At 65.3% G+C, this 24,471-nt stretch carries 21 protein-coding genes; 16 read left to right on the forward strand and 5 right to left on the reverse strand.

Translation table 11 applies throughout. The features are described from left to right. Window positions 1–5: 5 nt before the first annotated feature. Complete coding sequence (locus RB2654_RS20280) at window positions 6–1,592, reverse strand: ABC transporter substrate-binding protein (RefSeq protein WP_008335307.1); 1,587 nt, start codon at window positions 1,590–1,592, stop codon at window positions 6–8. A 119-nt stretch (window positions 1,593–1,711) separates the two neighbouring features. On the opposite strand from RB2654_RS20280, the gene RB2654_RS20285 reads away from it, so the two are divergent. Genes RB2654_RS20285 through RB2654_RS22660 form a run of 3 tightly spaced genes read left to right on the forward strand, consistent with a single transcriptional unit; the run spans window position 1,712 to window position 6,458 of the window. Next, complete coding sequence (locus RB2654_RS20285) at window positions 1,712–2,374, forward strand: DUF1028 domain-containing protein (protein ID WP_008335308.1); 663 nt, start codon at window positions 1,712–1,714, stop codon at window positions 2,372–2,374. Further along, the gene (locus RB2654_RS20290) at window positions 2,367–3,587 is read left to right on the forward strand and encodes a M20 family metallo-hydrolase (protein WP_008335309.1); all 1,221 of its coding nucleotides are present in this window, start codon (window positions 2,367–2,369) and stop codon (window positions 3,585–3,587) included. Before RB2654_RS20285 ends, RB2654_RS20290 begins: the two co-directional genes overlap by 8 nt. A gap of 54 nt (window positions 3,588–3,641) precedes the next feature. Further along, a complete protein-coding gene (locus RB2654_RS22660) occupies window positions 3,642–6,458 on the forward strand; it encodes a non-ribosomal peptide synthetase (RefSeq protein WP_008335310.1) in 2,817 nt (938 codons plus the stop codon). Here the strand turns inward: RB2654_RS22660 and glpK are convergent. After that, complete coding sequence (gene glpK, locus RB2654_RS20300) at window positions 6,455–7,924, reverse strand: glycerol kinase GlpK (RefSeq protein WP_008335311.1); 1,470 nt, start codon at window positions 7,922–7,924, stop codon at window positions 6,455–6,457. The two genes, RB2654_RS22660 and glpK, sit on opposite strands and share 4 nt — an antisense overlap. Before the next feature lie 85 nt (window positions 7,925–8,009). Next, the gene (gene glpD, locus RB2654_RS20305) at window positions 8,010–9,485 is read right to left on the reverse strand and encodes a glycerol-3-phosphate dehydrogenase (RefSeq protein ID WP_008335312.1); all 1,476 of its coding nucleotides are present in this window, start codon (window positions 9,483–9,485) and stop codon (window positions 8,010–8,012) included. A 97-nt stretch (window positions 9,486–9,582) separates the two neighbouring features. Here glpD and RB2654_RS20310 point away from each other — a divergent pair, with 97 nt between their 5' ends. From RB2654_RS20310 to RB2654_RS20325, 4 genes are all read left to right on the forward strand, one after another. After that, window positions 9,583–10,416, forward strand: coding sequence for a bifunctional allantoicase/(S)-ureidoglycine aminohydrolase (locus RB2654_RS20310; RefSeq protein ID WP_008335314.1), 834 nt, complete (start codon window positions 9,583–9,585; stop codon window positions 10,414–10,416). 234 nt (window positions 10,417–10,650) lie between these two features. Next, window positions 10,651–11,646, forward strand: a complete 996-nt coding sequence (locus tag RB2654_RS20315; protein ID WP_246146553.1) for a lysylphosphatidylglycerol synthase transmembrane domain-containing protein — start codon at window positions 10,651–10,653, stop codon at window positions 11,644–11,646. Next, window positions 11,627–12,937: an FAD-binding protein gene (locus tag RB2654_RS20320; RefSeq protein WP_008335316.1), complete on the forward strand. Its 1,311-nt coding sequence runs from the start codon at window positions 11,627–11,629 to the stop codon at window positions 12,935–12,937. Before RB2654_RS20315 ends, RB2654_RS20320 begins: the two co-directional genes overlap by 20 nt. Next, window positions 12,934–13,671: an SDR family oxidoreductase gene (locus RB2654_RS20325; RefSeq protein WP_008335318.1), complete on the forward strand. Its 738-nt coding sequence runs from the start codon at window positions 12,934–12,936 to the stop codon at window positions 13,669–13,671. Before RB2654_RS20320 ends, RB2654_RS20325 begins: the two co-directional genes overlap by 4 nt. A 28-nt stretch (window positions 13,672–13,699) precedes the next feature. On the opposite strand, the gene RB2654_RS20330 is transcribed toward RB2654_RS20325, so the two are convergent. Together RB2654_RS20330 and RB2654_RS20335 are read right to left on the reverse strand one after the other, a co-directional pair. Then, complete coding sequence (locus tag RB2654_RS20330) at window positions 13,700–15,145, reverse strand: UbiA family prenyltransferase (protein ID WP_040885909.1); 1,446 nt, start codon at window positions 15,143–15,145, stop codon at window positions 13,700–13,702. A 25-nt stretch (window positions 15,146–15,170) separates the two neighbouring features. After that, window positions 15,171–16,022 (reverse strand): lytic transglycosylase domain-containing protein, encoded by an 852-nt coding sequence (locus RB2654_RS20335; protein WP_008335323.1) that lies wholly within the window; start codon window positions 16,020–16,022, stop codon window positions 15,171–15,173. Window positions 16,023–16,365: 343 nt separating this feature from the next. Here RB2654_RS20335 and RB2654_RS20340 point away from each other — a divergent pair, with 343 nt between their 5' ends. The 9 genes from RB2654_RS20340 to RB2654_RS20380 all read left to right on the forward strand — a co-directional run bounded on the left by RB2654_RS20340 (window position 16,366) and on the right by RB2654_RS20380 (window position 24,462). After that, window positions 16,366–16,557, forward strand: a complete 192-nt coding sequence (locus tag RB2654_RS20340) for a hypothetical protein (RefSeq protein WP_008335328.1) — start codon at window positions 16,366–16,368, stop codon at window positions 16,555–16,557. Between the two features lie 37 nt (window positions 16,558–16,594). Beyond that, window positions 16,595–16,786 (forward strand): Flp family type IVb pilin, encoded by a 192-nt coding sequence (locus RB2654_RS20345; RefSeq protein ID WP_008335329.1) that lies wholly within the window; start codon window positions 16,595–16,597, stop codon window positions 16,784–16,786. Window positions 16,787–16,819: 33 nt separating this feature from the next. Then, window positions 16,820–17,011, forward strand: coding sequence for a Flp family type IVb pilin (locus RB2654_RS20350; RefSeq protein WP_008335330.1), 192 nt, complete (start codon window positions 16,820–16,822; stop codon window positions 17,009–17,011). Window positions 17,012–17,217: 206 nt separating this feature from the next. Next, the gene (cpaB, locus tag RB2654_RS20355) at window positions 17,218–18,072 is read left to right on the forward strand and encodes a Flp pilus assembly protein CpaB (protein ID WP_040885347.1); all 855 of its coding nucleotides are present in this window, start codon (window positions 17,218–17,220) and stop codon (window positions 18,070–18,072) included. A gap of 258 nt (window positions 18,073–18,330) precedes the next feature. Further along, the gene (locus tag RB2654_RS20360; RefSeq protein ID WP_008335334.1) at window positions 18,331–19,755 is read left to right on the forward strand and encodes a type II and III secretion system protein family protein; all 1,425 of its coding nucleotides are present in this window, start codon (window positions 18,331–18,333) and stop codon (window positions 19,753–19,755) included. Between the two features lie 2 nt (window positions 19,756–19,757). Continuing rightward, complete coding sequence (locus RB2654_RS20365) at window positions 19,758–20,426, forward strand: OmpA family protein (protein ID WP_008335335.1); 669 nt, start codon at window positions 19,758–19,760, stop codon at window positions 20,424–20,426. Between the two features lie 286 nt (window positions 20,427–20,712). Further along, on the forward strand, window positions 20,713–21,993 hold the full coding sequence (locus RB2654_RS20370; protein ID WP_050772005.1) for a CpaE/TadZ family protein: 1,281 nt from the start codon (window positions 20,713–20,715) through the stop codon (window positions 21,991–21,993). 10 nt (window positions 21,994–22,003) lie between these two features. Beyond that, window positions 22,004–23,488, forward strand: coding sequence for a TadA family conjugal transfer-associated ATPase (locus tag RB2654_RS20375; RefSeq protein WP_008335338.1), 1,485 nt, complete (start codon window positions 22,004–22,006; stop codon window positions 23,486–23,488). A 5-nt stretch (window positions 23,489–23,493) separates the two neighbouring features. Continuing rightward, window positions 23,494–24,462 carry a type II secretion system F family protein gene (locus tag RB2654_RS20380; protein WP_008335340.1) on the forward strand — a complete coding sequence of 323 codons (969 nt, stop codon included), beginning with the start codon at window positions 23,494–23,496 and terminating at the stop codon, window positions 24,460–24,462. Window positions 24,463–24,471 lie beyond the last annotated feature (9 nt).

Raw genomic sequence — 24,471 nt, forward strand, 5'->3', positions numbered from 1 at the left:
GAAGATCAGTTCTTCACCACATCTTCGAGCTGCAAGAGAAAGGACGGCTCGAGGATCAGGTTCTCGACGCGGTTCGAGGTGACCGCGTTCTGCTTCCAGTTCGCGACGAACACCCACGGGGCGTCGTCCTGCACGATGGCCTGCATTTCCTTGTAGAGCGCCGCGCGCTCCTCCTGATCGGTGGCGACACGCGCCTGTGCGAGCAGATCGTCGACTTCGGGGTTCGAATAGTAACCGGAGTTGAACCCGCCCTGATCCGGGAACGCCTCGGTGCGCAGCGCGAGGAACGGGAGCGTGTCGGGATCGTTCGTCATCCACGCCATCTCGGCCATGTCCGCCTTGCCCTCCAGCCCCGGGTTCACTTCGCCCAGGAAAGTGTTCCACTCGTAGGTCTCGATCTTCACGTCGAAGCCCACGGCGTTGAGGTCGGCCTGAATGGCGGTGCCCATCGGGATCGGGTCGAGCATACCCGAACCGCCTTCGGTCACGTAGAAGGTGAGCGACAGATCCTCCACCCCGCTCTCTTCCAGAAGCGCCTTGGCTTTCTCGGGGTCGTAGGGATAGGGGTCCAGCTCGTCGTTATAGGCCCATGCGAAGGCGGGCGGCGTCGGACCGGCGGCGACGTCGGCGGTGCCTTCGAGCACGTCGTTCACCAGAGCTTCCTTGTTGATCGCGTAGTTGGCGGCCTGCCGCACCTCCTTGGTGGCGAAAGGGCCTTCCTTGGCGTTCAGGATCAGGAACCAGACGTGCGGCCCGGCCTGTTCGACGATGTTGTAGTCGTCGTTCTGGAATTCCGACAAGGCGGTGGGCGGCACTTCGACCATCACGTCGATCCCGCCCGACAGCATCTCTGCCACGCGGGTGTTGGCATCGGTGATCGGGCGGAAGACGACAGCATCGGTGCCTGCGGCCTCCCCCCAGTAATCGGGATACTTTTCGACCACCACACGCTCGTTCGATTTCCATTCGACGAACTGGAACGGTCCGGTGCCGACCGGGTTGCGCCCGTAATCGGCGCCGCTTTCCGCGACCGCCGTGGGCGACACCAGCAAGCCGGTCGGATAGGCGAGGTTCGACAGGAACGGCGCATAGGGTTCGTTCAGGGTGAATTTCACCGTCAGATCATCGACCACCTCCACGTTCTCGACCGCCGAGAAGAAGAAGGCGAGCGGGAACGGCCCGGTGTCGTGATAGGGGTGCTCTTCGTCCAGCATCCGGTCGAAGTTGAATTTCACCGCCTCGGCATTGAACGGCGTGCCGTCATGGAAACTGACGCCTTCCCGCAGCATGAAGGTGTATTCGGTGCCGTCCTCCGACACCTCCCAGCTTTCGGCGAGGCTCGGCTCGACCTCGAGCGTGCCGGACTTGTACTGCACCAACCCCTCGTAGATGTTCACGACGATGCGGAAATCGTTCTGCGCGGTGACGGCGGCGGGGTCGAGCGCCTTGGGCTCGGCGATCTGGCCGACGATCAGGACGCCGGGCGGCGTCTGGGCGGCGAGCGGCGCGGGCGCGAGGCCCATCCCGGTGGCAAGCGCCGCGCTGGCGGCCGCGGCGAAAAGGCCCCGGCGGGTCCAGGTCAGAAGGGTCATAAGAAGGCTCCCATGTTGGCTGTTGGACGGAATTTTCTTTCGTTATTGCGACTCAAATTATCATGATAAATTGCATCGGTCAATTTTTCATGATAATTGTGCGGTGACAGGGAGATCACATGACCTTTTCCATTCTCGCCCGCGATCCCGACTCCGGCCTTATCGGCGGCGCGGCCGCAACCGGATCGCTCTGTGTCGGGGGCTGGGTGTTGCGCGGGCGTGCGGGGGTCGGGTTATCGGCAAGTCAGGGCGCGTCGCCCTCGACGCTCTGGGGCGAGGCCGCGCTGGACGGGATGAAGGCGGGCGAAAGCGCGCGGGATGTGGTCAGCCGGATTACGACCGAAGATCGCGGGCGCGAGTTCCGTCAGCTTTCGGCCCTGGGCGTCAGCGGGCCGGGCGCGGTGTTCTCGGGTGCCTCCAACTCCCCCAAGATCGACGATCAGGTGTTCGACGGCGGGGTGGCGGCAGGGAACCTGCTGGCCTCGCGCGCCGTGGTGCCCGCGATGGTCGATGCCTACCTCGGCACATCCGGCGCCCTTGCCGAGCGCCTGATCGCCGCGCTGTTCGCCGCGCAGGACGCGGGCAGCGATGCGCGCGGGCTTTTCTCGGCCGCTCTTCTGATCGTGGGGCCGGATCGCGCACCGCTGACGCTCAGAATAGATCACTCGGACGACCCCCTCCCCGCGCTCAGGGACCTGCTCGCGCGGGCCACCTCGGGCGACTACGCGTTCTGGGCGCGGCAGGTGCCCACGTTGAACGACCCGGAGCGGACCCTTGACTGATTGGGGTGCACTCGCCGCCGAACGTCTGGGCCGGATCGCCGCCTGTTCGGAACCCGGACCGGGGGTCACGCGCCTGCCCTTCACCCCCGAGCACCGCGCCGCGCTGGCCGAGATCAGGGGGTGGATGGAGGCCGCCGGCCTGACCCCCACCCTCGACGCCGCCGGAACGCTGATCGGTCGGCGTGAGGGCGACGGGCCCGGCACGTTCTATATGGGCTCGCATCAGGATAGCGTGCGCCACGGCGGCGCCTATGACGGGATCATGGGCGTCGCGCTGGCCTGCCTTGCCGTTCAGAACCTTGCCGAGACCGGACGCACCCTGCCCTTCGCCGTCGAAGTCCTCGCCTTCGCGGATGAAGAGGGCGTGCGGTTTCCCACCGCACTCATCGGCCCACGCGCGCTGGCGGGCCGTTTCGACCCCGATGTCCTGACGCTTGAGGATCGCGCGGGCACCACGCTCTGGACCGCGATGGAGTGTTTCGACCTCGACCCCGACGGCATCGGCGCGCTGGCCCGCGACCCCGAACAGGCGGTCGGCTATCTGGAAGCCCATATCGAACAGGGCCCCGTGCTGGAACAAAGCGGCGAGGCGTTGGGTGTCGTCACCGCGATCTGCGGGATCGAGCGGCACGCGGTGGCCTTCTACGGTGAAACCGGACATGCGGGCACCCTGCCGATGAAATCGCGCGCCGATGCGCTCGTCGGGGCGGCGGACCTGATCTCGCTCGCCCATCACCTTGGCCGGGAAGAGGCGGATTTGCGGGTGACGGTCGGCCAGTTGGACATCGCGCCCAACGTGGTCAACGCGGTGCCGAACGAAGCGCGGCTCACGCTGGAAATCCGGTCGCCCGACGATGCCCAGCGCGAAGCGGCCGGACAGCTTCTGACCCGCAAGGCGCATGAGATCGCAGCGCGCTGGGGCCTGAGCCTCGACATGCGAAAGACCTACCGCCAGACCGCGCAACCCTGTGACCCGGACATGCGCTCCGGGCTGACGGATGCGGTTATGGCGGCGGGCGGTGCCGGGGTCGAACTGGCCTCGGGCGCCACGCACGACGCCTCGGCCATGGCCGACCTCTGCCCCATCGCGATGCTGTTTCTGCGCTGTCGGGGCGGCGTCAGCCATGTGCCCGACGAATTCGCCAGCCCCGCCGACATGGGTCTCGCCGTCGAGGCGATGGCGCATTTCCTTGCCAACCACAGGCCGACCTGACCCTTTCCCATCCGCTCCTGTCTGGGCTATGTCGGATGGGAGCGGGAGTGCGGTATGGACGGCGAAAGACAGCCACAGGACCTGACCTTGAGCGGTGCGGTATTCGCAGCGTTCGAAGACGACCCCACGCGGCCTGCACTCCACGCCGCCGATGGGGCGGTCTGGACCCGGCAGGACGTCATGGACGCGGTCTCGGCCTGGCGACGTGCGCTGGCTGCGAAAGGTATCGGCCCGTCCCACCGCGTCGCGACCCTTCTGCCGAACGAAGCGGGCACCGCCGTGTTGCTTCTGTCCCTCGTCGATGCCGTGAACCTGATGCCGCTGAACCCCGGCGCGCAGCCCGCCCAGCTTGCCGAACAGATCGCGGCGGCGGGGGCGGATGCGGTGATCGCGGGCGGTGAAGCGGGGCGCGCGCTCGCCGAACTGCTGCCCGAGGGCGTTGCGTTCCATGACTGGGATGGTCGCGCCCCCGCCCTGACCGGCGAGGCGGCAGGACCGGCGCGGTCGGCGCGCAAACCCGGCCTCGTCCTGCAAACATCAGGGAGCACGGGCCTGCCGAAACGGGTGCCGCTGACGGCGGGCCAGATGGTCGCCTCGGCCCGCAATATCATCACACATCTGGGCCTCGGCCCCTCGGACCGGGCCATCCATGCCCTGCCCATGTTCCATATCGGTGCGGTCGTCGACCTGCTCGCCGCCCCGTTCATGGCGGGGGGCGAGGTGGTGCTGGCCCGCGACCTGTCGGCCCCGGCGGTCACCGACGCGGCGCAGGCGGGCGGCACGTGGCTGCAACTGGTGCCGACAGCGCTCGCTCACCTGATGGACGACCTGTCCGACGACGACGCGCGGGGGCTTGGCAAGACGCTCCGGTTCATCCGCATGGTGTCCGCCGACCTGCCCGAAGACCTGCGGCAAAAGGCCGAAGAACGGCTCGGCCTGCCGGTGATCCAGATGTATGGCATGACCGAAACCGCCGGCCAGATCACCGCCAACCCGCTGCCACCGGGCACGCGCAAACCGCTGTCGGTCGGCCCCGTCGCGGGCCCCGAAATCGCGATCATCGACGCCCACGGCGCGATCCTGCCGACGGGACGCGAGGGCGAAGTCTGCGTGCGCGGCGCAACGGTCATGGCGGGATACGAGGGCGACACGGAAACGCCGCGCCATGGCAACTGGCTGCGAACCGGCGATCTGGGCCGGATCGACGCGGAGGGTTACCTGTTCCTCACCGGGCGCGTGAAAGAGATCATCAACCGGGGCGGCGAAAAGATTAGCCCGGTTCCGGTGGAGCGGGCCGCCAAGGCCATCGAGGGCGTCAGCGATGCCGTCGCCTTCGCCCTGCCCCATCCGAGCCTTGGGGAACAGGTCGGTCTGGCGGTCGTGGCCGACGACGCGTTGTCGGAGGACGACATCCTGACATCGCTCGCACGCGTGCTGGCCGAATTCGAGATGCCGCGCCGGATTGCGCGACTGGCGGACATGCCGCGCCTGCCCTCGGGCAAGGTCGACCGTCGCGCGGTCGCGGGCATGGCGCGCGAGACGGCCGAGGATCGCGCCCCGCGCACCGGCCTCGCTGCGACGGTCGAGGCGATCTGGGCCGAAACGCTTTCGGTGCGGCCGCCGCATGACGAGGCCGATTTTTTCGACGATGGCGGCGACAGCCTGTCGGCCATGGATTTCCTTGCCACGCTGGAAAAGCGCCTCGCGCGACCGATCCCGCCCAACATCCTGTTCGAAGCCCCGCGCTTCGGCTCGTTGGTCAAGGTGCTGGCCGAGCAGCCGGTGCCGCCGCGCAAGGGCGAAGGCAAGCTTTTGCGCCATGTGCGCGAGGCGACCTCGGGGTGGCGTGGCGAACGGGTCGGCCCCATGGGCCTCATCATCGCCCGCAACACCGTGCAGCCAGCGCCCAAGGTGTTCATCGGCACCCATGACGAGATGACGATCAACACCTTCGGGCGCACGATCACCAAGCACAACCCGATCTACGCGATGCGCACCTCGTGGCAGTTCCGGGGGGAGCGGTATCGGCGCTACCTCAAACCGATGGCGAAAATCTACTGCGACGAGATCGAGGCGCTGATCGAACCCGGCGAAGAGATCATCGTCGGGGGCTTCTGCGGCGGGGCCAACATGGTCGAACTGATGATGCCGGATCTGAAGCGCAGGGGGATCAAGGTCAAATTCTTCCTTGCGATGGACAAGCTCTTCAAACGGCCCACGGAGTTCCCGGTGTTCCATATCTGGACGGATCGCCTGCAATTCTCGCATCCGCCGCGCTATTTCAACCCGGCCCGCAGCTTTGGCGACTGGCATCCGGCGGGGGCCGACTATGTCTATCTCTCCGGCGATCACGACTGGGTGCTGCGCGGCGACCGGATGAAAGAGGTCGAAGATGCGACGATCCCCTATGTCACAGGGGCAAAGGATCTGCCCGTGCCCGCCCCACCCGAACCGATCAGCCTGCGGGAGCGGCGCAGACGCTACCGTGCCCGCGTGCGGGCCAAACTGCCCGACACGCTGTCTTTGACCGAGGACACCGTGGTCGAGGTGACCGTCACCAATCGCAGTCGCAAGGTCTGGCCGCCGACGTCCGAAAGCGGTCTGTCCCTGACACCGTCCTACACCGCAGCGGGCGAGATTTACGCCCATAGCTGGAACCGGGACCGGATCACCTTCGATCGCCCCGTCGGGCCGGGCGAGAGCTTTTCGGGTCAGGTCCGGCTGCGTTGGCCGGACGAGAAACTGAAAGCGCCACTGAAGGTCACGCTGACGATGGTCGACGACGGTTACGGGCGGTTCTGCGACCTCGGGCGCGGCGGCGTTTCGCGCAAGGTCACGTTGCGGGGCGCACCGCCCGGCAAGACCGACTAGCCGCGCGTCAACGTCCGGCGCACCGCGTCTTTCCACGCCGCGTAGCGATCGGCACGCAGATCGGGGTCCATTTTCGGGTCGAACCGCATCTCGGCGGACCAGCCTGACGCGAAAGTCTCGGCGTCCGGGTAGATCCCGATCGCCTGCCCCGCGAGCCACGCGGCACCCATCGCGGTCGTTTCCAGCACCGGGGGCCGGTCGACCGGCGCCCCGGTGATGTCGGCCAGAAACTGCATCGCGAACCGCGAGGCCGACATGCCGCCGTCGACCCGCAGAACGCCTTCGATGGGTTTGCCCATGTCGGCCTCCATCGCGTCGAGCAGGTCGCGGGTCTGAAAGCCAACGCTTTCCAGCGCCGCCTTGGCGAACTCGGCGGGGCCGGAATTGCGGGTGAGGCCATAGACCGCACCGCGACATTCGGCATCCCAATAGGGCGCGCCGAGCCCCGTGAAGGCGGGCACGAGGATGACGTCCTGCCCCGGATCGGCCTTTCGCGCGAGCGGCCCAGCGTCGGAGGCCTGCCCGAGAATGCCCAGCCCGTCGCGCAGCCATTGCACGACCGCGCCCGCGACGAAGATCGACCCTTCGAGCGCATAGGTCACCTGCCCCCCCATCTGATAGGCGATGGTGGTCAGCAGGCGATTTTCCGATGCGACGGCCGTGTCCCCGGTGTTCAGCAGCGCAAAACACCCCGTGCCGTAGGTCGATTTTATCATGCCCGGCGTGAAGCAGGCCTGTCCTATGGTGGCCGCCTGCTGATCGCCCGCCACCCCCCGGATCGGGATCGTGCCGCCCAACAGCGTGGTCTCACCGAAGTCGCCGTCGCTGTCGCGCACGTCGGGGAGCATCGACATCGGGATGCCCAGCGCCTCGCAGATGTCCGCGTCCCACGCCCCCTTGTGGATGTCATAAAGCATCGTGCGCGCGGCGTTCGTCGCGTCGGTCGCGTGCACCCGCCCCTCGGTCAGACGCCAGATGAGAAAGGTATCCACCGTGCCGAACGCCAGTTTTCCGGCCTCGGCCGCTGCGCGCGCACCCTCGACCTCGTCCAGCAGCCATTTGACCTTGGTGGACGAAAAATAGGGGTCGACGAGCAATCCAGTACGTGTGCGTACCAACTCCTCGAAATCGCCACCGCGCAGGTCATGGCACAGGTCCGACGTGCGGCGGTCCTGCCACACGATCGCCCGGTGAATCGCCTTGCCGGTTTCGCGGTCCCAGACCACCACCGTCTCGCGCTGGTTGGTGATCCCGATGGCCGCGATCCCGCCCACGTCCTGCGCGACCTCGCGCGCGGTGGCGAGCGTGGTGTCCCAGATATCCTCGGGTTCGTGTTCCACCCAGCCGGAGCGCGGGAAATGCTGATCGAACTCCCGCTGGGCGCTGGCCACGGGCCGCATCTCGCCGTCGAAGGCGATGGCGCGCGAGCTTGTGGTGCCCTGATCGAGCGCGAGAATATGTGTCATGCGTCCTCCCTCGTCCTGCGACGAAACCGCCGCGCAGCCCGGACTTCCTTGCAGGCGTTCCGGGCGAATTCAGCGTCTGAACGCCCTATTCCGCCGCCGCCCGTTCCGCCCGTGCCTCGGACATGAAAGCTTCGAGCGCGGCGACCCGTTCCGCATCGACCCTGAGCCCCAGCTTCGTGCGCCGCCACAACACATCCTGCGCCGTCACTGCGAATTCGTGGCGCATGAGATGGCGCACCTCGGCTTCGGTCAACGTCGCGCCGAAATCGCGCCCCAGATCGGAAGCCTCAGTCGCCGTCCCAAGGATCGTCTCGGCTTCTGTGCCGTAGGACCTGAGCAGACGTCGCGCCCAGGCCTCGGTCAGGAACGGGTGGCGCTGCATCCAGGTGCCCACCATGCGCGGGCCGGATTTGCGGTCGTACGCGCCGCCGGGCAGCGGTGCCCGCGCCGTCCAGCGACCCGTATAGCCCAGCGTTTCGAGCGCGGATTCGGCGAGTTTGCGGTAGGTCGTTAGCTTGCCGCCCAGCACCGTCAGAAGCGGTGCCGCGCTGTCGTCAAAGGCCAGCTGGTAGTCGCGGCTGGCCGACCGCGCCGACCCTTCGCTGTCGATCAGCGGGCGCACCCCGGAATAGGTCCAGACCACCTGATCGGTCGACACAGGCGTGGCGAGGTAGTCGTTCACGAAATCGACGAGGTATTGCGCTTCGGCCGGCGAGCATTCGGCCTCGCCCGGGCTGCCGTCATGTTCGGCCTCGGTCGTGCCGATCAGCGTGAAATCGTCCTCATAGGGAATGACGAAGACGATGCGCCCATCCCCGCCCTGAAGGATATACGGCTGGTCATGGCCCGGCAGGCGCGGCACGACGATATGCGACCCGCGCACGAGCCGCAGCCTGTGCGCGTCGCCGGTCTTTTCGCTCAGATCCCCGGCCCACGGCCCGGCGGCGTTCACCAGCTTGCGCGAGCGATGGGTTTCGATCCGCCCGTCGCGTTCGACGTTCACTTCCCAATGCGAGGCATGACGCGCGGTCGCGACGACCTTGGCGCGTGTGAGGATGCGCCCGCCGCGCATCACCGTGTCGCGCGCATTGAGTGCGACGAGGCGGGCATCGTCCACCCATGCATCGGAATATTCGAACCCGGTGCGGAACGACGGCTTGAGCAGCGCGCCCGCCGGATGGCCCCGCAGGTCGACCCGCTTGGTGCCCGGCAGCCCGCGTCCCCCGAGCCGATCATACAGAAACAGGCCCGAGCGCAGCATCCAGTCGGGCCTGAGCCCGGAATGATGCGGCAGCACGAAGCGCATGGGCCAGGCGATATGCGGCATCGCGGCCAGCAGTTTCTCGCGCTCCTGCAAGCTTTCGCGCACCAGACGGAATTCGTAGAATTCGAGGTAGCGCAGGCCGCCGTGGATCAGCTTGGACGAGGCCGACGAGGTCGCGCTCGCCAGATCGTTCATTTCAGCGAGCGTCACGCGCAGGCCGCGCCCGGCGGCATCGCGGGCGATGCCCACGCCGTTCACGCCGCCACCGATGACGAATAGATCGACTGTCTCACTCATGCCCCGACCCTAGCCCATCATGCTGCACCTGCAAAGCGCGGCCCCCTTGGCTACGATCAAATCCCCGCGTATAGACGTCGGGTCACCGAGGAAACCAATGACCACGCGCACCTACGCAACGCCGCCGGGGGGTCTCCCCCCGCAATCTGACCTGATGACCGCGAGCACCGGGAAGGCCGTCTTCACCGACGCCTATGCCGTGATTCCGCGGGGCACGATGACCGATATCGTGCTGATCGCGCTGCCCTACTGGGGCAACACCAAGGTCTGGGTGATTTCGCGGCCCATGACCGGGTTTTCCGAGAGCTTTTCGCATTACGTGATGGAGGTCGGCGCGGGCGGCGGCTCCGGCCAGCCGGAAGTGAACCCCGAGGCCGAAGCGGTGCTGTTCGTCACCAAGGGCGAGCTTTGGCTGAAGATCGGCGAGGACATTCACCGCATGGGTCCGGGCGGCTATGCCTATCTGCCTCCCGGCACCGACTGGTCGATCGAGAACCAGGGCGACATGCCCGCGTTCTTCCACTGGATCCGCAAACGCTATGACAAGGTCGAAGGCATCGACATGCCGGAGGTCTTCGTCACCAACGAACGCGACCATGCCCCCCACCCGATGCCGGGCACCGAGGGCAAATGGTCGACCACCCGTTTCGTCGACCCGCTGGACGTGCGCCACGACATGCACGTGACCATCGTGACCTTCGAACCCGGCGCGGTGATCCCCTTCATGGAAACCCACGTGATGGAGCACGGGCTGTTCATCTTGCAGGGCAAGGGCGTCTACCGGCTGAATCAGGACTGGGTCGAGGTCGAGGCGGGCGATTACATCTGGCTGCGCGCCTTTTGCCCGCAGGCCTGCTACGCGGGCGGGCCGGAACCGTTCCGCTACCTGCTTTACAAGGACGTGAACCGCCACATGCCTTTGGGTCTGTAAGGCGGTGCGGGCAAAGGCCCGCGCAGGTTTTGCGCCGCTCCGGCAAAGCCGGACCTGCGCGGTGGGCGAGAGGGCGCTGCCCTCTCGCGCTCTCCCGAGGTATTTTCAGACCGAAGAAGGGGATCCGGGATTTTCGTCGGGAATTGTCGCCAAATCGGAAACACCATCATATTGTCGCCCTAATCTGTCGCTAACCAGCGTCCAATGACGATGACGAGCACGAATTCCGCAAGCATGGGACCGATACGCCGAACCGAGCGACCGCAGAAACGGTGGCGCGATACCGCGCTGCTTCTGGCGCTGTTCGCGCTGGTGGTCGCGGGCCTGATCGGTGCGGCGGCCGCGACCGGCTGGGAAGAAACCAAGGCGCAACTGGCCAAGCTGAGCCAGTGGCAATTCGCGGTTCTTCTGGGCTTGTCCTTGGCCAACTACCTGCTGCGCGGACTGCGCTGGCACCTGTTTGCGGCCAAACTCGGACTCGGTCTTGGGATCGTCGCGAATTTCATCCATTTCCTCGGCGGCTTCGCGATGAGCGTCACCCCCGGCCGGGTCGGTGAACTGGTCCGTATGCGATGGATCGGGCGCGAAACGGGCTGGAGTTTCGAGCGGACGGCACCGCTGGTGCTGGTCGACCGCGCCTCGGACCTCGCCGCGATGGGCTTGATCCTCGGGATCGCGCTGGCCTTTTCCACGACCGGGATCGCGGGCGGCATTCCCGTGACCGTGCTGGCCCTGATCGGTGCGCTGGTCGTGACACGGCCCGTTTTGCTGGAAAAGATCGCCACTTTCGGGCATCGCTGGCTCGGTCGCCTGCCCCGCCTTTTCGCCAAGGTGCGGCGGGCCGCACGGTCGTTGCAGGTGTTCTCCGCCCCCGGCCTCACCGCGCTGGCCTTGCTGATCGGGCTCGTCGGCTGGTTCGCGGAAGGCTATGCCTTCCACCTCCTCCTCGTCTGGATGGGCGCCGATATCGGCGTGTCCAAGGCCATCGCGATCTTCGTCTTCGCCTCGCTCGCGGGCGGCCTGACCGGCGCGCCCGGCGGTGTCGGCGGGGCCGAAGCGGCGATGGTCGCGCTTCTCACCCTCGAAGGCGTGGGGCTGGAGACCAGCCTGCCCGCCACCGCGATCATCCGCGTGACGACACTCTGGTTCGCCATCGGGATCGGCCTGATCCTGTTCCCCGTGGCCGAGAAACATTCGAAGAAGGCGCAGAATGCTTTGGAAAACCGCTGACTATTCCGGCTGGGGCCGGGTCCACACGGCACATGGCGAGATTGCGCGGCCCGAACGCGCCTCGACCCTCGCCCGGATCATGGAAGAGGCGCCCGCGCCGGCCTTTGGCAATCGTCGCTCTTACGGAGATTCACCGTTGAACGACGGGGGACGCGCGATCGACATGACGCGCATGGACAAGGTGCTGGGGTTCGACCCGGACACCGGCGTGGTCGAGGCCGAAGCCGGTATCCGGCTGGGCGAGCTCATGCGGCTGTTCGCCCCGCGCGGCTGGACGCCCGCGGTCGTGCCCGGCACCGGCTTCTGCACGCTGGGCGGCGCCATCGCCAACGATGTGCATGGCAAGAACCACCATGTCGCCGGCAGTTTCGGCGAGCATGTGATCTCGGTCGCGCTGTTTGCCAACGGCAAGCGGGTGACGGTGTCCCCCGGCCATAACAAGGCGCAGTTCCGCGCCACGATGGGCGGGATCGGTCAGACCGGCGTGATCCTGTCGGCCAAGATCCAGATGAAGCCCTGCCCCGGCACCGCGATGCGGGTGACCGAACGGCGGCTGAACGACTGGGACGAACAGATCGACGCGCTCGAGGCCTCGACCGCCTCTTATGCCGTAAGCTGGATCGACGCGCAGGCCCGCGGCGCAAGGATGGGGCGCGGCATACTGGAAGAGGCGGAGTTGAGCGACATGCGCCTGCCCTCGCGCGCCAAGCCCAAATCGGTGCCGTTCAATGTCGGCCTGTTCTCGAACGGGTTGTTCGCGCGGGCCTTCAACGAAGGGTATCTGCGGCGCATTCCCGAGGCGGGCAAGACATCGGACAAGCCGATGGAGGATTTCTTCTTTCCCTTGGACAAGGTTCACGGCGTCACCAAGCTTTACGGCAAGGCGGGGTTCCACCAGTTTCAATGCGTCGTGCCCACCGACAAGACCGACGTGCTGCGCGACATGATGATGAAGATCAGCCGATCCGGCCTCGCCTCCCCCCTCGTCGTGCTGAAACGCATGGGGCCGGGGCGCGCCGGAATGCTGTCGTTCCCGATGGAGGGCTATACACTCGCCATCGATTTCCCGAACCGGGCCAAGGCCAAAAAGCTGATCGCCGAGTTGGAGGCGATGACGGCGGAGGCGGCGGGGCGGCTTTATCTTGCCAAGGACAGCCTTGCCTCGGGCGAGATGATAAGGGGCATGTATCCCGAATGGTCCGAGTGGGCGCAACAGGCGGCCAAGGCAGACCCGGACGGGGCGCTTGTCAACGATATGGTGCGACGGCTCGAACTGAGGAGCGCGACATGAACGAGACTTGGATCATCCTCGGCGCGACCTCGTCGATGGCGCGCGCCTTCGGGCGGGCGGTGGCCGAGCGGGGGGCGACCGTATACCTCGCAGGCCGCGACATGGAGGACCTCAAGGGGTCCGCCGCCGATCTTGAGGCACGCGGCGCGGCCAAGGCGCAGGCGGTGAAGTTCGATGCGCGCGATGCCGCGACCTTTGCGCCGATCATCGCGGCCGCCGAGGGCGAGGAAGGGCTGATACACGCCGCCGTTTTCGTGGGGTCGATGCCGGAGCAGTCGGAGGTCGACAAAGACCCCGGCCTGATCGACGGCACGGTACAGGAGAGCTTCACCGGCCCCGCCCGGTTCCTACAGATGCTCGCCCCGGTGATCGAGGCGCGCGCGGGCGGGACCGTCGTGGGCGTCGGGTCGGTCGCAGGCGACCGGGGGCGGTTGTCGAACTACGTCTACGGCTCGGCCAAGGCGGGGTTCCACACCTACCTCGCCGGGCTGCGCAATCGTCTGAACCGCGCGGGCGGCCATGTGGTCACGGTGAAACCGGGCTTCGTGGATACCGCGATGACATGGGGGATCGAGGGCATGTTCCTTGTCGCAGATCCGGCGGACGTCGCTGGCGACATTCTCAAGGCGGTCGAGAAGAAAAAGAACACGATCTACACCCCGTTCTTCTGGCGCATCATCATGACGATCATCAAGTCGGTGCCCGAGCCGATCTTCAAGAAGCTGTCGATCTGATCGCACCGCGCCGCAGCGCGTCACGCGGTTAGTTGAGGGCCGCGCTCACCCATTGTTCCCACAGGCCCGCGGCCTGAAACAGCAGGGCGATGGCGATCATCAGGATGCCCAGACCGCGCTTGTCCTTCATCGCGAACACGATGGGGTCGTGGTCCTGCTTGCCGTAATAGCCCAGCCGCACCATGCGGATCAGCCACCATGCAATCGGGATCAGCGCGGCCCAGACCAGCCACTGCGTCGGATAAAGCGCCACCGCCTGATCGGTGAAGCTGTAAAGGAAGAAGCTGACCAGCGCGCCGACCATGCCGAGGATGGCGACGTTCAAAAGATCGGGCCGATCCGGCTTGCCGTAACCGCGCCCCGGCAGCCGCTCGTCCCCATGGGCGAGTGTCACTTCGGTCAGGCGTTTGACGCAGCCGAGCGTCAGGAAGGCCGGGAAGATGAAGGCGAGCAGATAACCCGACACTTCGACCCCCGAGGCATAGGCGCCCGCGACCACCCGGATCGTGTAGAGCCCCGCGAGCACGGCGATGTCGATCCAGCGCAGGCGTTTGAGTTTCAGCGAATAGGCCAGAGATAGGATCATGTAGCCCACGATGACGGCGAGAAAAGCGGGTGACAGGATCGCGGCGATGACGAGCGCCGCCGCCCCCACCCCGGCACCTGCGGCCATGCCGACCGAAATCGGGACCGCGCCCGAGGCGAAGGGGCGGTGCTTTTTCTTGACGTGCAGCCGGTCGGCCTCGAGGTCGAGCAGATCGTTCACCACGTAGATCGAGCTTGCGGCGAAGGAAAACGCCAGCATCCCGAACAAGTCCGAGATCAACGTGGACAGCGTGAAATCATGGGCGGCGAGGACCGGCACGAACAGCAGGACGTTCTTGACCCACTGATGCGGGCGCAGCGCCTTGAGCACGCCGCGCGGCGACCAGCCGCCCGCGATCCGCGTGACAGGTTTGCCCTGCCCTTCGAGCAGTTTCGCCGATGCGGTGTCGCCCACCACCAAGGCCGCGTTCGCGTGCGACCAGACCTCGCGGTCTACCGTGTCGTTGCCCGCGTAGTCGAACCCGGCCTCTCCGTAAGCCTCGACCAGCGCGGCGGCCTTGCGGCGGCCCTTGAGGTTTTGGGTCTCGCTCGACGCGAAGACGCGCGGCGACAGGCCGTGGTCGGCGGCGAGGCGTTTCACCAGCGCCGCGTTCGAAGCCGAGGCCAGCACGACCTCCCGCCCCTCGGCCTTGGCCGCCGCAACCGCGTCGGCGACGCCTTCGTTCACCGGCATGAGGTCGGTGCGGATCTCGGTCAGATCCACGAGGCGGGCCTTGAGCCGCGCAGGGTCGGTCAGATGCGCGAACACCGCCCGGATCGTCGCGATCGGGGCCTGCCCCAGACCGGCCCAGAAGGTTTCGAACAGAAGATCGGTCTTCAGAAACGTGCCGTCGACGTCGAGCACGAGCGGTTTGCTCTCGGTTTTCATGAAAGTCCCGGTATCATCCATTCGGTCAAACTCCGTTCACGGCGAAGACGCAGCCGTCGGTCATCAATTCGGGCGGGGTCAGGCACAGGCCGCGCGCCACCTGCCAGGCCGCCAGCACCTTTGGCACGTAGGCCCGCGTTTCGGCATAGGGCGGCACGCCGCCGTGTTTCGTCACCGCGTTCTCGCCTGCGTTGTATCCGGCCAGCGTCAGGATCGGGTCGCGCCCGAAATGTTTCATCAGCCAGCCCAGGTATTTCACGCCGCCCTTAATGTTCTGCGAAGGATCGGTGGCATCGGTCACGCCGAACCGCTCGGCTGTCGCCGGGATGAGCTGCATGAGGCCCATCGCCCCCTTCTCGCTTTCCGCCGTCGTGCTGCCGGAGCTTTCGACCGAGATCAGGGCGACCACCAGCGCGGGCGAAATATCGGTGCCGATGGTGGCCAGCAGGATGTCGGGGCCATAGGCCTTGGCGATGTCCTGAAGCGTCTGAAGGCGCGGGGCCTGAAGATCGGCCCGAGCCGTCAGGGTTTCGAGCGCCTTCATGACGTTGGCGGGCCCCGCCTCGTCCAGAGCGGGGGATACGCTGGCCCAGAACCACTCGTACCCGCTCTTGGGCGTGTCGTCCGCTTCGGCGGTCTGCACGTCCGCCTCGGCCTTCGCCGCTTCCTCGGCCGCGCGTTCCGCGGCCCGCTGTTCCAAGGCCGCCCGCGCGCGCGCCTGTTCGGCGGGATCGATCTGCACCGTGATGCGCCGGGTGGTCCCCGCCTGTGGCACGGGCACGCGTTTGAAGGTGAAATCGGCATCCTGCCCGAACGCCGAGAATGGGGTCAACAGAAGCCCCAGAACACCGATCGTCTTGATCGTTACGGTCCGCATGTCGCGAAAACCTGCACTGCCTCGTTCTTTTCTTTTGAGGTATCTTCGCAAATTCGGACTCGAAGGGCCAGTTTTTCTTACCTTTCGCAACGAAACGGCCCGGAAAACCCGGTGATCGGAAAATAATTCGGATTTTTTATCGCTCCATTTCAAAGTGTTAATCGGAAATTAACGAAATTTCCCAACCCGTCCAAAATCGTACCAACCCTGCCAAAATCATGCCCAAATCAAGGGTCAAATTCCAACCATGCCAAGCAGGGCAGAGGATCGGTTCACAGGCGGTTCGAAGGTTTCTGCAAGGTGTGAGTGAAACTGAGCTGAAAACTTTTCGGAGGGACAAAAGATGAAACTGTTCAAGCTTGCCAAGAAATTCCGCGCTGAAGAAGACGGTGCGGTGACTGTTGACTGGGTCGTTCTCACGGCCGCCATCGTGGGCCTCGGCATCGCGGTTCTGACGTCGGTTTCCGGCGGCACGACCTCGCTCGCCGACAAAGTGTCCTCGAGCCTCTCGGCCATGACCATCATGACGCACTAAGCGTCACACCGACCTAACTCAATCAGGAGATACCGCAATGAAACTCATCAACTTCTTCAACCGCTTCAAGAAAGACGAAGACGGCGCCGTCACCGTGGACTGGGTCGTGCTGACCGCCGCCATCGTGGGCCTGGGCATCGCCGTTCTCACCTCGGTCTCGGGCGGCACCACGTCGCTGGCCGACAAGGTTTCGTCGTCGCTGTCCGCGATGACCATCATGACGCACTAAGCGTCGCAACGAACTCTACTGGAGAGCAGAAACATGAAACTCGTGAACTTCTTCAACCGCTTCAAGAAAGACGAAGATGGCGCCGTGACCGTGGACTGGGTTGTCCTCACCGCCGCCATCGTGGGCCTCGGCATCGCCGTTCTGACCTCGGTCTCCGGCGGCACCACCTCGCTGGCCGACAAGGTTTCGTCGTCGCTGTCCGCGATGACCATCATGACGCACTAAGCGTCACGATCCGAAGACCTCCGGAATTGGGCCGCATCCTCGATGCGGCCCTTTCCCCGTTCTGGGGGGGGGCGTTTGATTGTCGACGAATTGAAAGAAATCTTCGGCACTTCACGGTTTGTCCAGATTTTCGCCGCATTCTGGCGGCACAAGGGTAATGGAAACCTGACTGCCGGCCTGCCGGCGCACGAGGGAAAGGTAACGATATGCGAGCAGTATTTGGACTGGTTCTGATCGTGGGCGTGGGGCTTGCGGGCTTCGCCGTCTACATGGCACGCGACTATATCGGGAACTATCAGGCCGCGCTCGAACAGGAACGTGCGGCCCGTGCCCAGATGGTCCAGACCGCCGAAATCTACGTGGTCAAGGAATCCGTGGCCTATGGCGACCGGATCACCGACGAGAACATCCGCCTGACGCGCTTCCCGGTCGATGCGATCCCGGAAGGGGCGTTCAAGACGGAAGAGGAGCTCTTCCCACAGGGCGAGAAACGCTATCGCACCGTGCTGCGCGCGATGGAAAAGGACGAGGCCCTGCTGGCGGTCAAGGTGACCGAGGCCGGGGCCGACGCCGGGGTGGCCGCGCGCCTTGCCTCTGGCATGCGGGCCTTCGCGATCCGGGTCGATGTCGCCTCGGGCGTGTCGGGCTTTCTGCGCCCCGGTGACAAGGTCGACATCTACTGGACCGGGCGCGGCTCTTCGGACAGCGTCACGAGCCAGGAGGTCACCAAGCTGATCCAGACCAACATCCGGATCATCGCGATCGACCAGATGGCCGACACCGACCGCACCGCGCCCACCGTGGCGCGCACCGTCACGATCGAGGCGACACCGGAACAGGTGGCCGCCCTCGCCCAGGCGCAGGCCACGGGCCGCATGGCCCTGTCGCTGGTCGGCGCACAGGACGATACCGTGGCCGAGGCGGTCGAGATCGACCAGAACACGCTTCTGGGCATCGAAACCGCCGAGGTCGAGGCGCCGGTGCGCGAAAAGGTCTGCACCATCCGCACCCGCAAGGGCGCCGAGACGGTGGAAGTGCCGGTGCCCTGCCCGACCAACTGATCGGCCCCACGGCGCACGGCAGTCGGGCGATCCGCCATGTTGCGGGCCGCCCACAGCAAGGACAGGCGCCAACCCCTTGATTCTTGCAATAAACTGAAAACTGTCGCATGGTGGCGGCAATATGGGCCGAAAGAGCCGGAGAAACCGGACACGTGCCCGATACAGGCGGACCCGAAAATTGGGCCAATACAAAGACAACCGGCGCCCGCTTGCGACCGGGGAAGAGCAGCAGAGACGTGATCGGAGAGGCAGGATCACATGGGACTTGATAGATATGTGAAGGCCGCCCTCACGGGTCTGGCGCTGTCATGGATCACCGTGCCGCTTCCCGGCATGGCCCAGACGTTGCGCGTGATGGACGGGGGTGTGGCCGAAACGCTGAACGTCCCCATGAACCGCGCCGTGGTCGTCGAAAGCGACCAACCCTTCGCCGAAATTTCGATCGCGAACCCGGGGATCGCCGACATCTCGACCCTGTCGGATCGCACGATCTATGTGCTGGGCAAGTCGCAGGGGCGCACCACGCTGACCCTGCTCGCCCCCGACGGCACGCTCATTTCCAACGTCGAAGTGCAGGTCACGCCCGACCTTTCCGAATTCAAGGAGCGTCTGCGCCAGATCCTGCCGGGCGAACCCATCGAAGTGCGCACCGCCAACGACGGGATCGTCCTGTCGGGCACCGTGACCTCGATCGCCGCGCTCGACCGCGCGCTCGATCTGGCCGAACGCTACGCGCCCGACAAGGTGTCGAACCTTCTGTCGGTCGGCGGCACCCAGCAGGTCATGCTCAAGGTGCGCTTCGCCGAGATGCAGCGCTCCGTCACCAAATCGCTGTCCTCGTCGCTGGGCTTCGGCACCAACATCAACGGCCTTGGCGGCTCGATCGGCACCGGGGCCCTGGGCAACCAGGCCAATCTGGACGCCGCTTCGGCGGGAGACCTGATCTCGACCGGGAATGACCGCACGGGCGCGTTCACCTTCGGGTTCAACGCGGGCGCCCTGCAATTCGCGGTGATGCTCGAAGCCCTTGAAAACAAAGGCATGGTCCGCACGCTGGCCGAACCGAACCTCACCGCCCTGTCCGGGCAGGAGGCGAGTTTTCTCGCCGGTGGCGAATACCCGATCCCGTCGGTTCAGGAAAACGGCGCGGTGGTCATCGACTACAAACCGTTCGGTGTCGAGCTGACTTTCACCCCGCGTGTGGTGGATCAGGACATCATCAACCTTCAGATGACAGCCTCGGTCTCGGGCCTCGACAACTCGGTCACCTACGGCGACGGCGCGATCAGCGTGAACGCCTTCAAGCGGCGCGAAACCTCAACCACGGTCGAGATGCGCGACGGCCAGAGCTTCGCTATCGCGGGCCTGTTGCAGGACGATTTCCGCGACCTGAACGGTCAGGTGCCGTGGCTTGGCGACGTGCCGATCCTCGGCGCCCTCTTCCGCTCGGCCGATTACGAACGCAGCCAGTCGGAGCTGGTCATCATCGTGACCCCGCACCTCGTGACCCCGACCCGGGGCGAGGCGCTGGCCCTGCCCACCGACCGTGTCAGACCCCCGTCCGAGGCCGACCTGTTCCTGCGTGGCAATACCGCCGCCCCCAACCGCCCGACGACGGGCGCGGCGGGCGAAGTGGCGCGGCAGGATTTCACCGGCTCCTACGGCTACGTGATGGAGGATTGAGCATGGCTATCCGCACAGGTGCAAAGATCGTCGCGACGACATCGGCCCTCGCCCTCATGGCGGGCTGCGCCACGGACAAGACCTATCTGGGCGAAGCCGGAGCGATCCCCGCCCGCGCCGAATTCGGCAGCGCGACCGAGAACAACTACCTGATCCAGACCGGACAGAAGAGCTACGTCGTCGATCTGGCCGAACGGTTCAACCGCGAGGTGCCCGATACGGTCAACTTCGAGTTCAACTCGGCCGTGCTCGACGGTCAGGCGCGCCAGATCCTCGCCCGGCAAGCGAGCTTCATCAGACAGTTCCCCGAAGTGCACTTCCGGGTCTACGGGCATACCGACAAGGTCGGCTCCAACGCCTACAACCGCCAGCTCGGTCTGCGCCGGGCCCAAGCGGTCGTGAATTACTTCGCGAGCCAGGGCATCAGCCGGTCGCGGGTCGAGGCGGTCGTCACCTATGGCGAAACGCAGCCTCTGGTCGCGACCGAGAACCGCGAGCGCCGCAACCGGCGCACGGTGACCGAGGTGTCGGGCTTCGTGCAGGACAACCCCCTGATCCTGAACGGCAAATACGCGGAAGTGGTGTTCCGCGAGTATGTCGAGTCGGCGACCGAGCTGCCGCCGGAGCGTGGCGGGCTGGGCGAACTCAACGCCGCGGCCAGCGGCGGCTGAACGCGGCCTAAAAAAGGCAATCCAACCAAGCTGTTACAGGGCCGGATACGTTCCGGCCCTTATTGTTTCGCCGTTACCGCCTGCGAAACAGCCGCCGCATCTGCCGCGGCATCGTCTCAAAACACCGCATAATTTCGCGAGTTCCGACAAAATCTCGCCCAACTTGGAAGTGAAATTCAGAACTTGCGAGTAGTCCGCACGACCGAGTCGTGTGGCGGTCGCCCGGGGTCGCGCGGATGAACCGCGCACCTGTTGCGAGGGCGGCCGGATCGGAAAGGAACGAGGCATGAGTGGGAGCGCAGCAGTGCTAGATCAGGAGCCGGCACCGATCGTCGCCTGCACGATCTCGCGCGATGTGCAGGCGTTCGATCTTCTCATCGAGGACATGGAAACCGAACTGGGCGAAGCCTGGGGCGACCTGTCGATCTCGGATGCGCTGGCCTTCTTCGAACAGCCCGACAGCGACAGCCTTGAATTCATCGCCATCGCGATGGACGACGAGGACGAGGCGAACCTCGCCCAGATCGCCGAGGTGATCCGTCAGGCCGCCGCCCGCAACATCAAAGCCATCGTCGTGGCCGAAGAGGTCAGCCCGATCGCGCTGCACCAGCTTCTCAAGGTCGGGGCCGAGGAATTCATTCCCTACCCCTTGCCCGACGGCGCGCTCAAGGATGCGATCGAGCGTCTGCGCGCACCGGACCCTGCGCCTGTCCTTCAGGCGGCCGCCCCGAACACCCCGCAACCGTCCGGCACCAATCGCGAAGGCGTGCTGATCGCGGTGCACGGCATGGCCGGGGGCACCGGCGCCACGACCGTCGCCGTCAACCTCGCCTGGGAACTGGCGACCATCGCCAAGGCCGACAGCCCGCGCGTCTGCCTGATCGACCTCGACCTGCAATTCGGCAGCGTGTCGACCTATCTCGACCTGCCCCGGCGCGAGGTGATCTACGAATTTCTGTCGGACATGGAAACCGCCGACGACGAAAGCTTCATGGCCGCGCTGCTGACATTCAACGAACATCTGCACGTCTTCACCGCGCCCGCCGAAATGCTGCCGCTGGACCTGATCTCGTCCTCGGACGTGCAGGCGCTGATCGACAAGGCCCGGTCGAATTTCGACTACGTGATCGTCGACATGCCGACCGCCGTCGTCCAATGGACCGAAACCGTGTTGCAGGCCGCGCATATCTACTTCGCGACCGTCGAACTCGACATGCGCTCGGCCCAGAACACGCTGCGGATGATCCGGGCGCTCAAATCCGAGGATCTGCCGGTCGACAAGCTGCGCTATATCCTGAACCGCGCCCCCAAATTCACGGACTTGAACGGTAAAAGCCGGGTCAAGCGCATGGCCGAAAGCCTCGACATCCAGATCGATCTGCTGATGCCCGACGGCGGCAAGCCCATCGTTCAGGCGGGCGATCACGGCGTGCCGCTGGCCGAAGCCGCGCTCAAGAACCCGTTGCGCAAGGAAATCCAGAAACTCGCAGAGCAGCTTCATGCCCTGAGCCAGGAGGAAGAAGAAGCCTCCGGCAAGAAGGGCAAGAAGAAGCGGGCCAGGAAATAGGAGCCGTTAGGTGTTTTCGAAATACAAAAAGCCCGGTGGTCCCCAGAAACCGACAAGCGGCGGCGCGCCCAAGCTGGAAACGGTCGAGGGCGGCCAGCCCGCTGCCCCGGCGCCCGCGCCCAAACCCGTTGCCAGCGCGCCCAAACCCGCGCCCAAGCCCGTCGCGGACGCCAAGCCCAAAGTGGCCGCGATGCCCACGCCGCAGGACAAGGAGCGCAAGCGGCGCGAACGGCTCATGGAAATCAAGGTCGAGCTGCACAAGCAGTTGCTCGACAACCTGAACCTGTCCGCGCTGGAGACCGCGCCGGAAAAGGAATTGCGCGCCGAGATTCAATCGATCGCGTCCGAAGTGCTGTCCGAGATGAACGTGGTTCTGAACCGCGAAGAACGCCAGACCCTGAACGCCGAGCTTTACGACGAGGTGACCGGGCTCGGCCCGCTCGAACCGCTGCTGAAAGACGACACCATCAACGATATTCTGGTGAACGGTCCCAAGCAGATCTTCGTGGAACGCGCGGGCAAACTGAGCCTGACGGACGTGACCTTCAAGGACGAGCGCCACTTGTTGCGCATCATCGACAAGATCGTGTCGGCCGTGGGTCGGCGTGTCGATGAATCGAACCCGTCGGTGGACGCCCGTCTTGCCGATGGCTCGCGTTTCAACGCGATGGTGCCGCCGATTGCCGTGGATGGTTCGCTCGTGTCCATTCGTAAATTCAAGAAAGACAAGCTGGCCATCGACGATCTGGTGCAGTTCGGCGCCTTTTCCGAGGAAATGGCCGCCTATCTGCAAGCCGCCGTCGCCTGCCGCCTGAACGTGATCGTGTCCGGCGGGACGGGTTCCGGTAAGACGACGACGCTCAACGCCCTGTCGTCCTTCATCGACGACAGCGAACGCATCCTGACCATCGAGGATACGGCGGAACTTCAGCTGCAACAGACCCACGTGGGCAGGATGGAAAGCCGCCCGGCGAACGTCGAGGGCAAGGGCGCCGTCAGCCAGCGCGACTGTCTGAAGAACGCCCTTCGTATGCGTCCCGACCGCATCATCGTGGGTGAGACGCGCGGCGAGGAAGTCATCGACATGCTTCAGGCCATGAACACCGGCCACGACGGCTCCATGACCACGATCCACGCCAACTCGGCGCGCGATGCCGTGTCGCGTCTGGAAAACATGGTCGCGATGGCCGGGATCGAGATGCCGATCAAGGCGATCCGCTCGCAGATCTCGTCGGCCGTGAACCTCATGGTGCAGGCCAGCCGCCTTCAGGACGGGTCGCGCCGCATGGTGTCGATCACCGAGATCACCGGCATGGAAGGCGACGTCATCTCGATGCAGGAGGTGTTCCGCTACGAGCGCCTCGGCCTGACGCCCGAAGGCAAGATCATCGGCCGCTTCAACGCGACCGGCGTGCGCTCGCACTACTCCGAGCGTTTCCGCCAGTGGGGCTACAACCTGCCCGCCTCCATCTTCGAACCCATCGCCGCGGAGTAACCCGGATGCCGTTCTCGACAGACATCATCATCTACGGCGTCATCTTCATCGCCGTGCTCCTGCTGGTCGAGGGCATCTACCTGACCGTCTTCGGCAAGTCGATTTCCCTGAACAGCCGGGTGAACCGCCGCCTCGACATGCTCGAAAAAGGCGCGGGCCGCGAACAGGTGCTGGAGCAGCTTCGCAAGGAGATGCACCAGCACATGAACGCGAAGGGCATGCCGCTCTACTCGCTGCTGGCCGAAAAGGCGCAGAAGGCCAACATCGCCTTCACGCCCAAGCAGATCATGATGCTGATGGCCGGGTTGTCCGTCGTCGCCTATCTGGGCCTCACGATGGGGACCGGCGCGGGCACCGGCGTGCGCATCCTGTTGTCCATCGCGATGGGTGTCGGCGGTGTTTATGTCTGGATCAACGGCAAGGCCAAGAAACGCATGGCGATGTTCGAGGAACAGTTGCCGGACGCCGTGGAACTCATGGTGCGCTCGCTGCGCGTCGGCCACCCGTTCTCATCCGCGATCCAGATCGTCGCGAAAGAGGTGCCCGATCCCCTCGGCTCGGAAATCGGGATCATCGCGGATGAAAGCGCCTATGGCCGCGACATCGGCGACAGCCTCAAGGCGATGGCGGAGCGCATGGACATGCAGGATCTGCGCTTCCTCGCGGTCGCGGTGACGATCCAACAGACCTCGGGCGGCAACCTTGCCGAGATCCTCGACGGTCTGGCCAAGGTCATCCGCTCGCGCTTCAAGCTGTTCCGCCGGGTCAAGGCGATCACCGCCGAAGCGAAATGGTCCGGCACCTTCCTGTCGGGCTTCCCGATCCTCGCCATCGTCATGATTAACGTAATCCAGCCCAACTATTACGACGACGTGAAGGAAACCGGGTTCTTCATTCCCGCCGCGCTCGTCTGTCTCGGCTTCCTTATCGCGAACTACTTCGTGATGAAGGCGCTGACGAACATCAAGGTGTGAGACCAGAGA

It is taken from the genome of Maritimibacter alkaliphilus HTCC2654 (assembly GCF_000152805.1).
GTDB lineage: Bacteria > Pseudomonadota > Alphaproteobacteria > Rhodobacterales > Rhodobacteraceae > Maritimibacter > Maritimibacter alkaliphilus.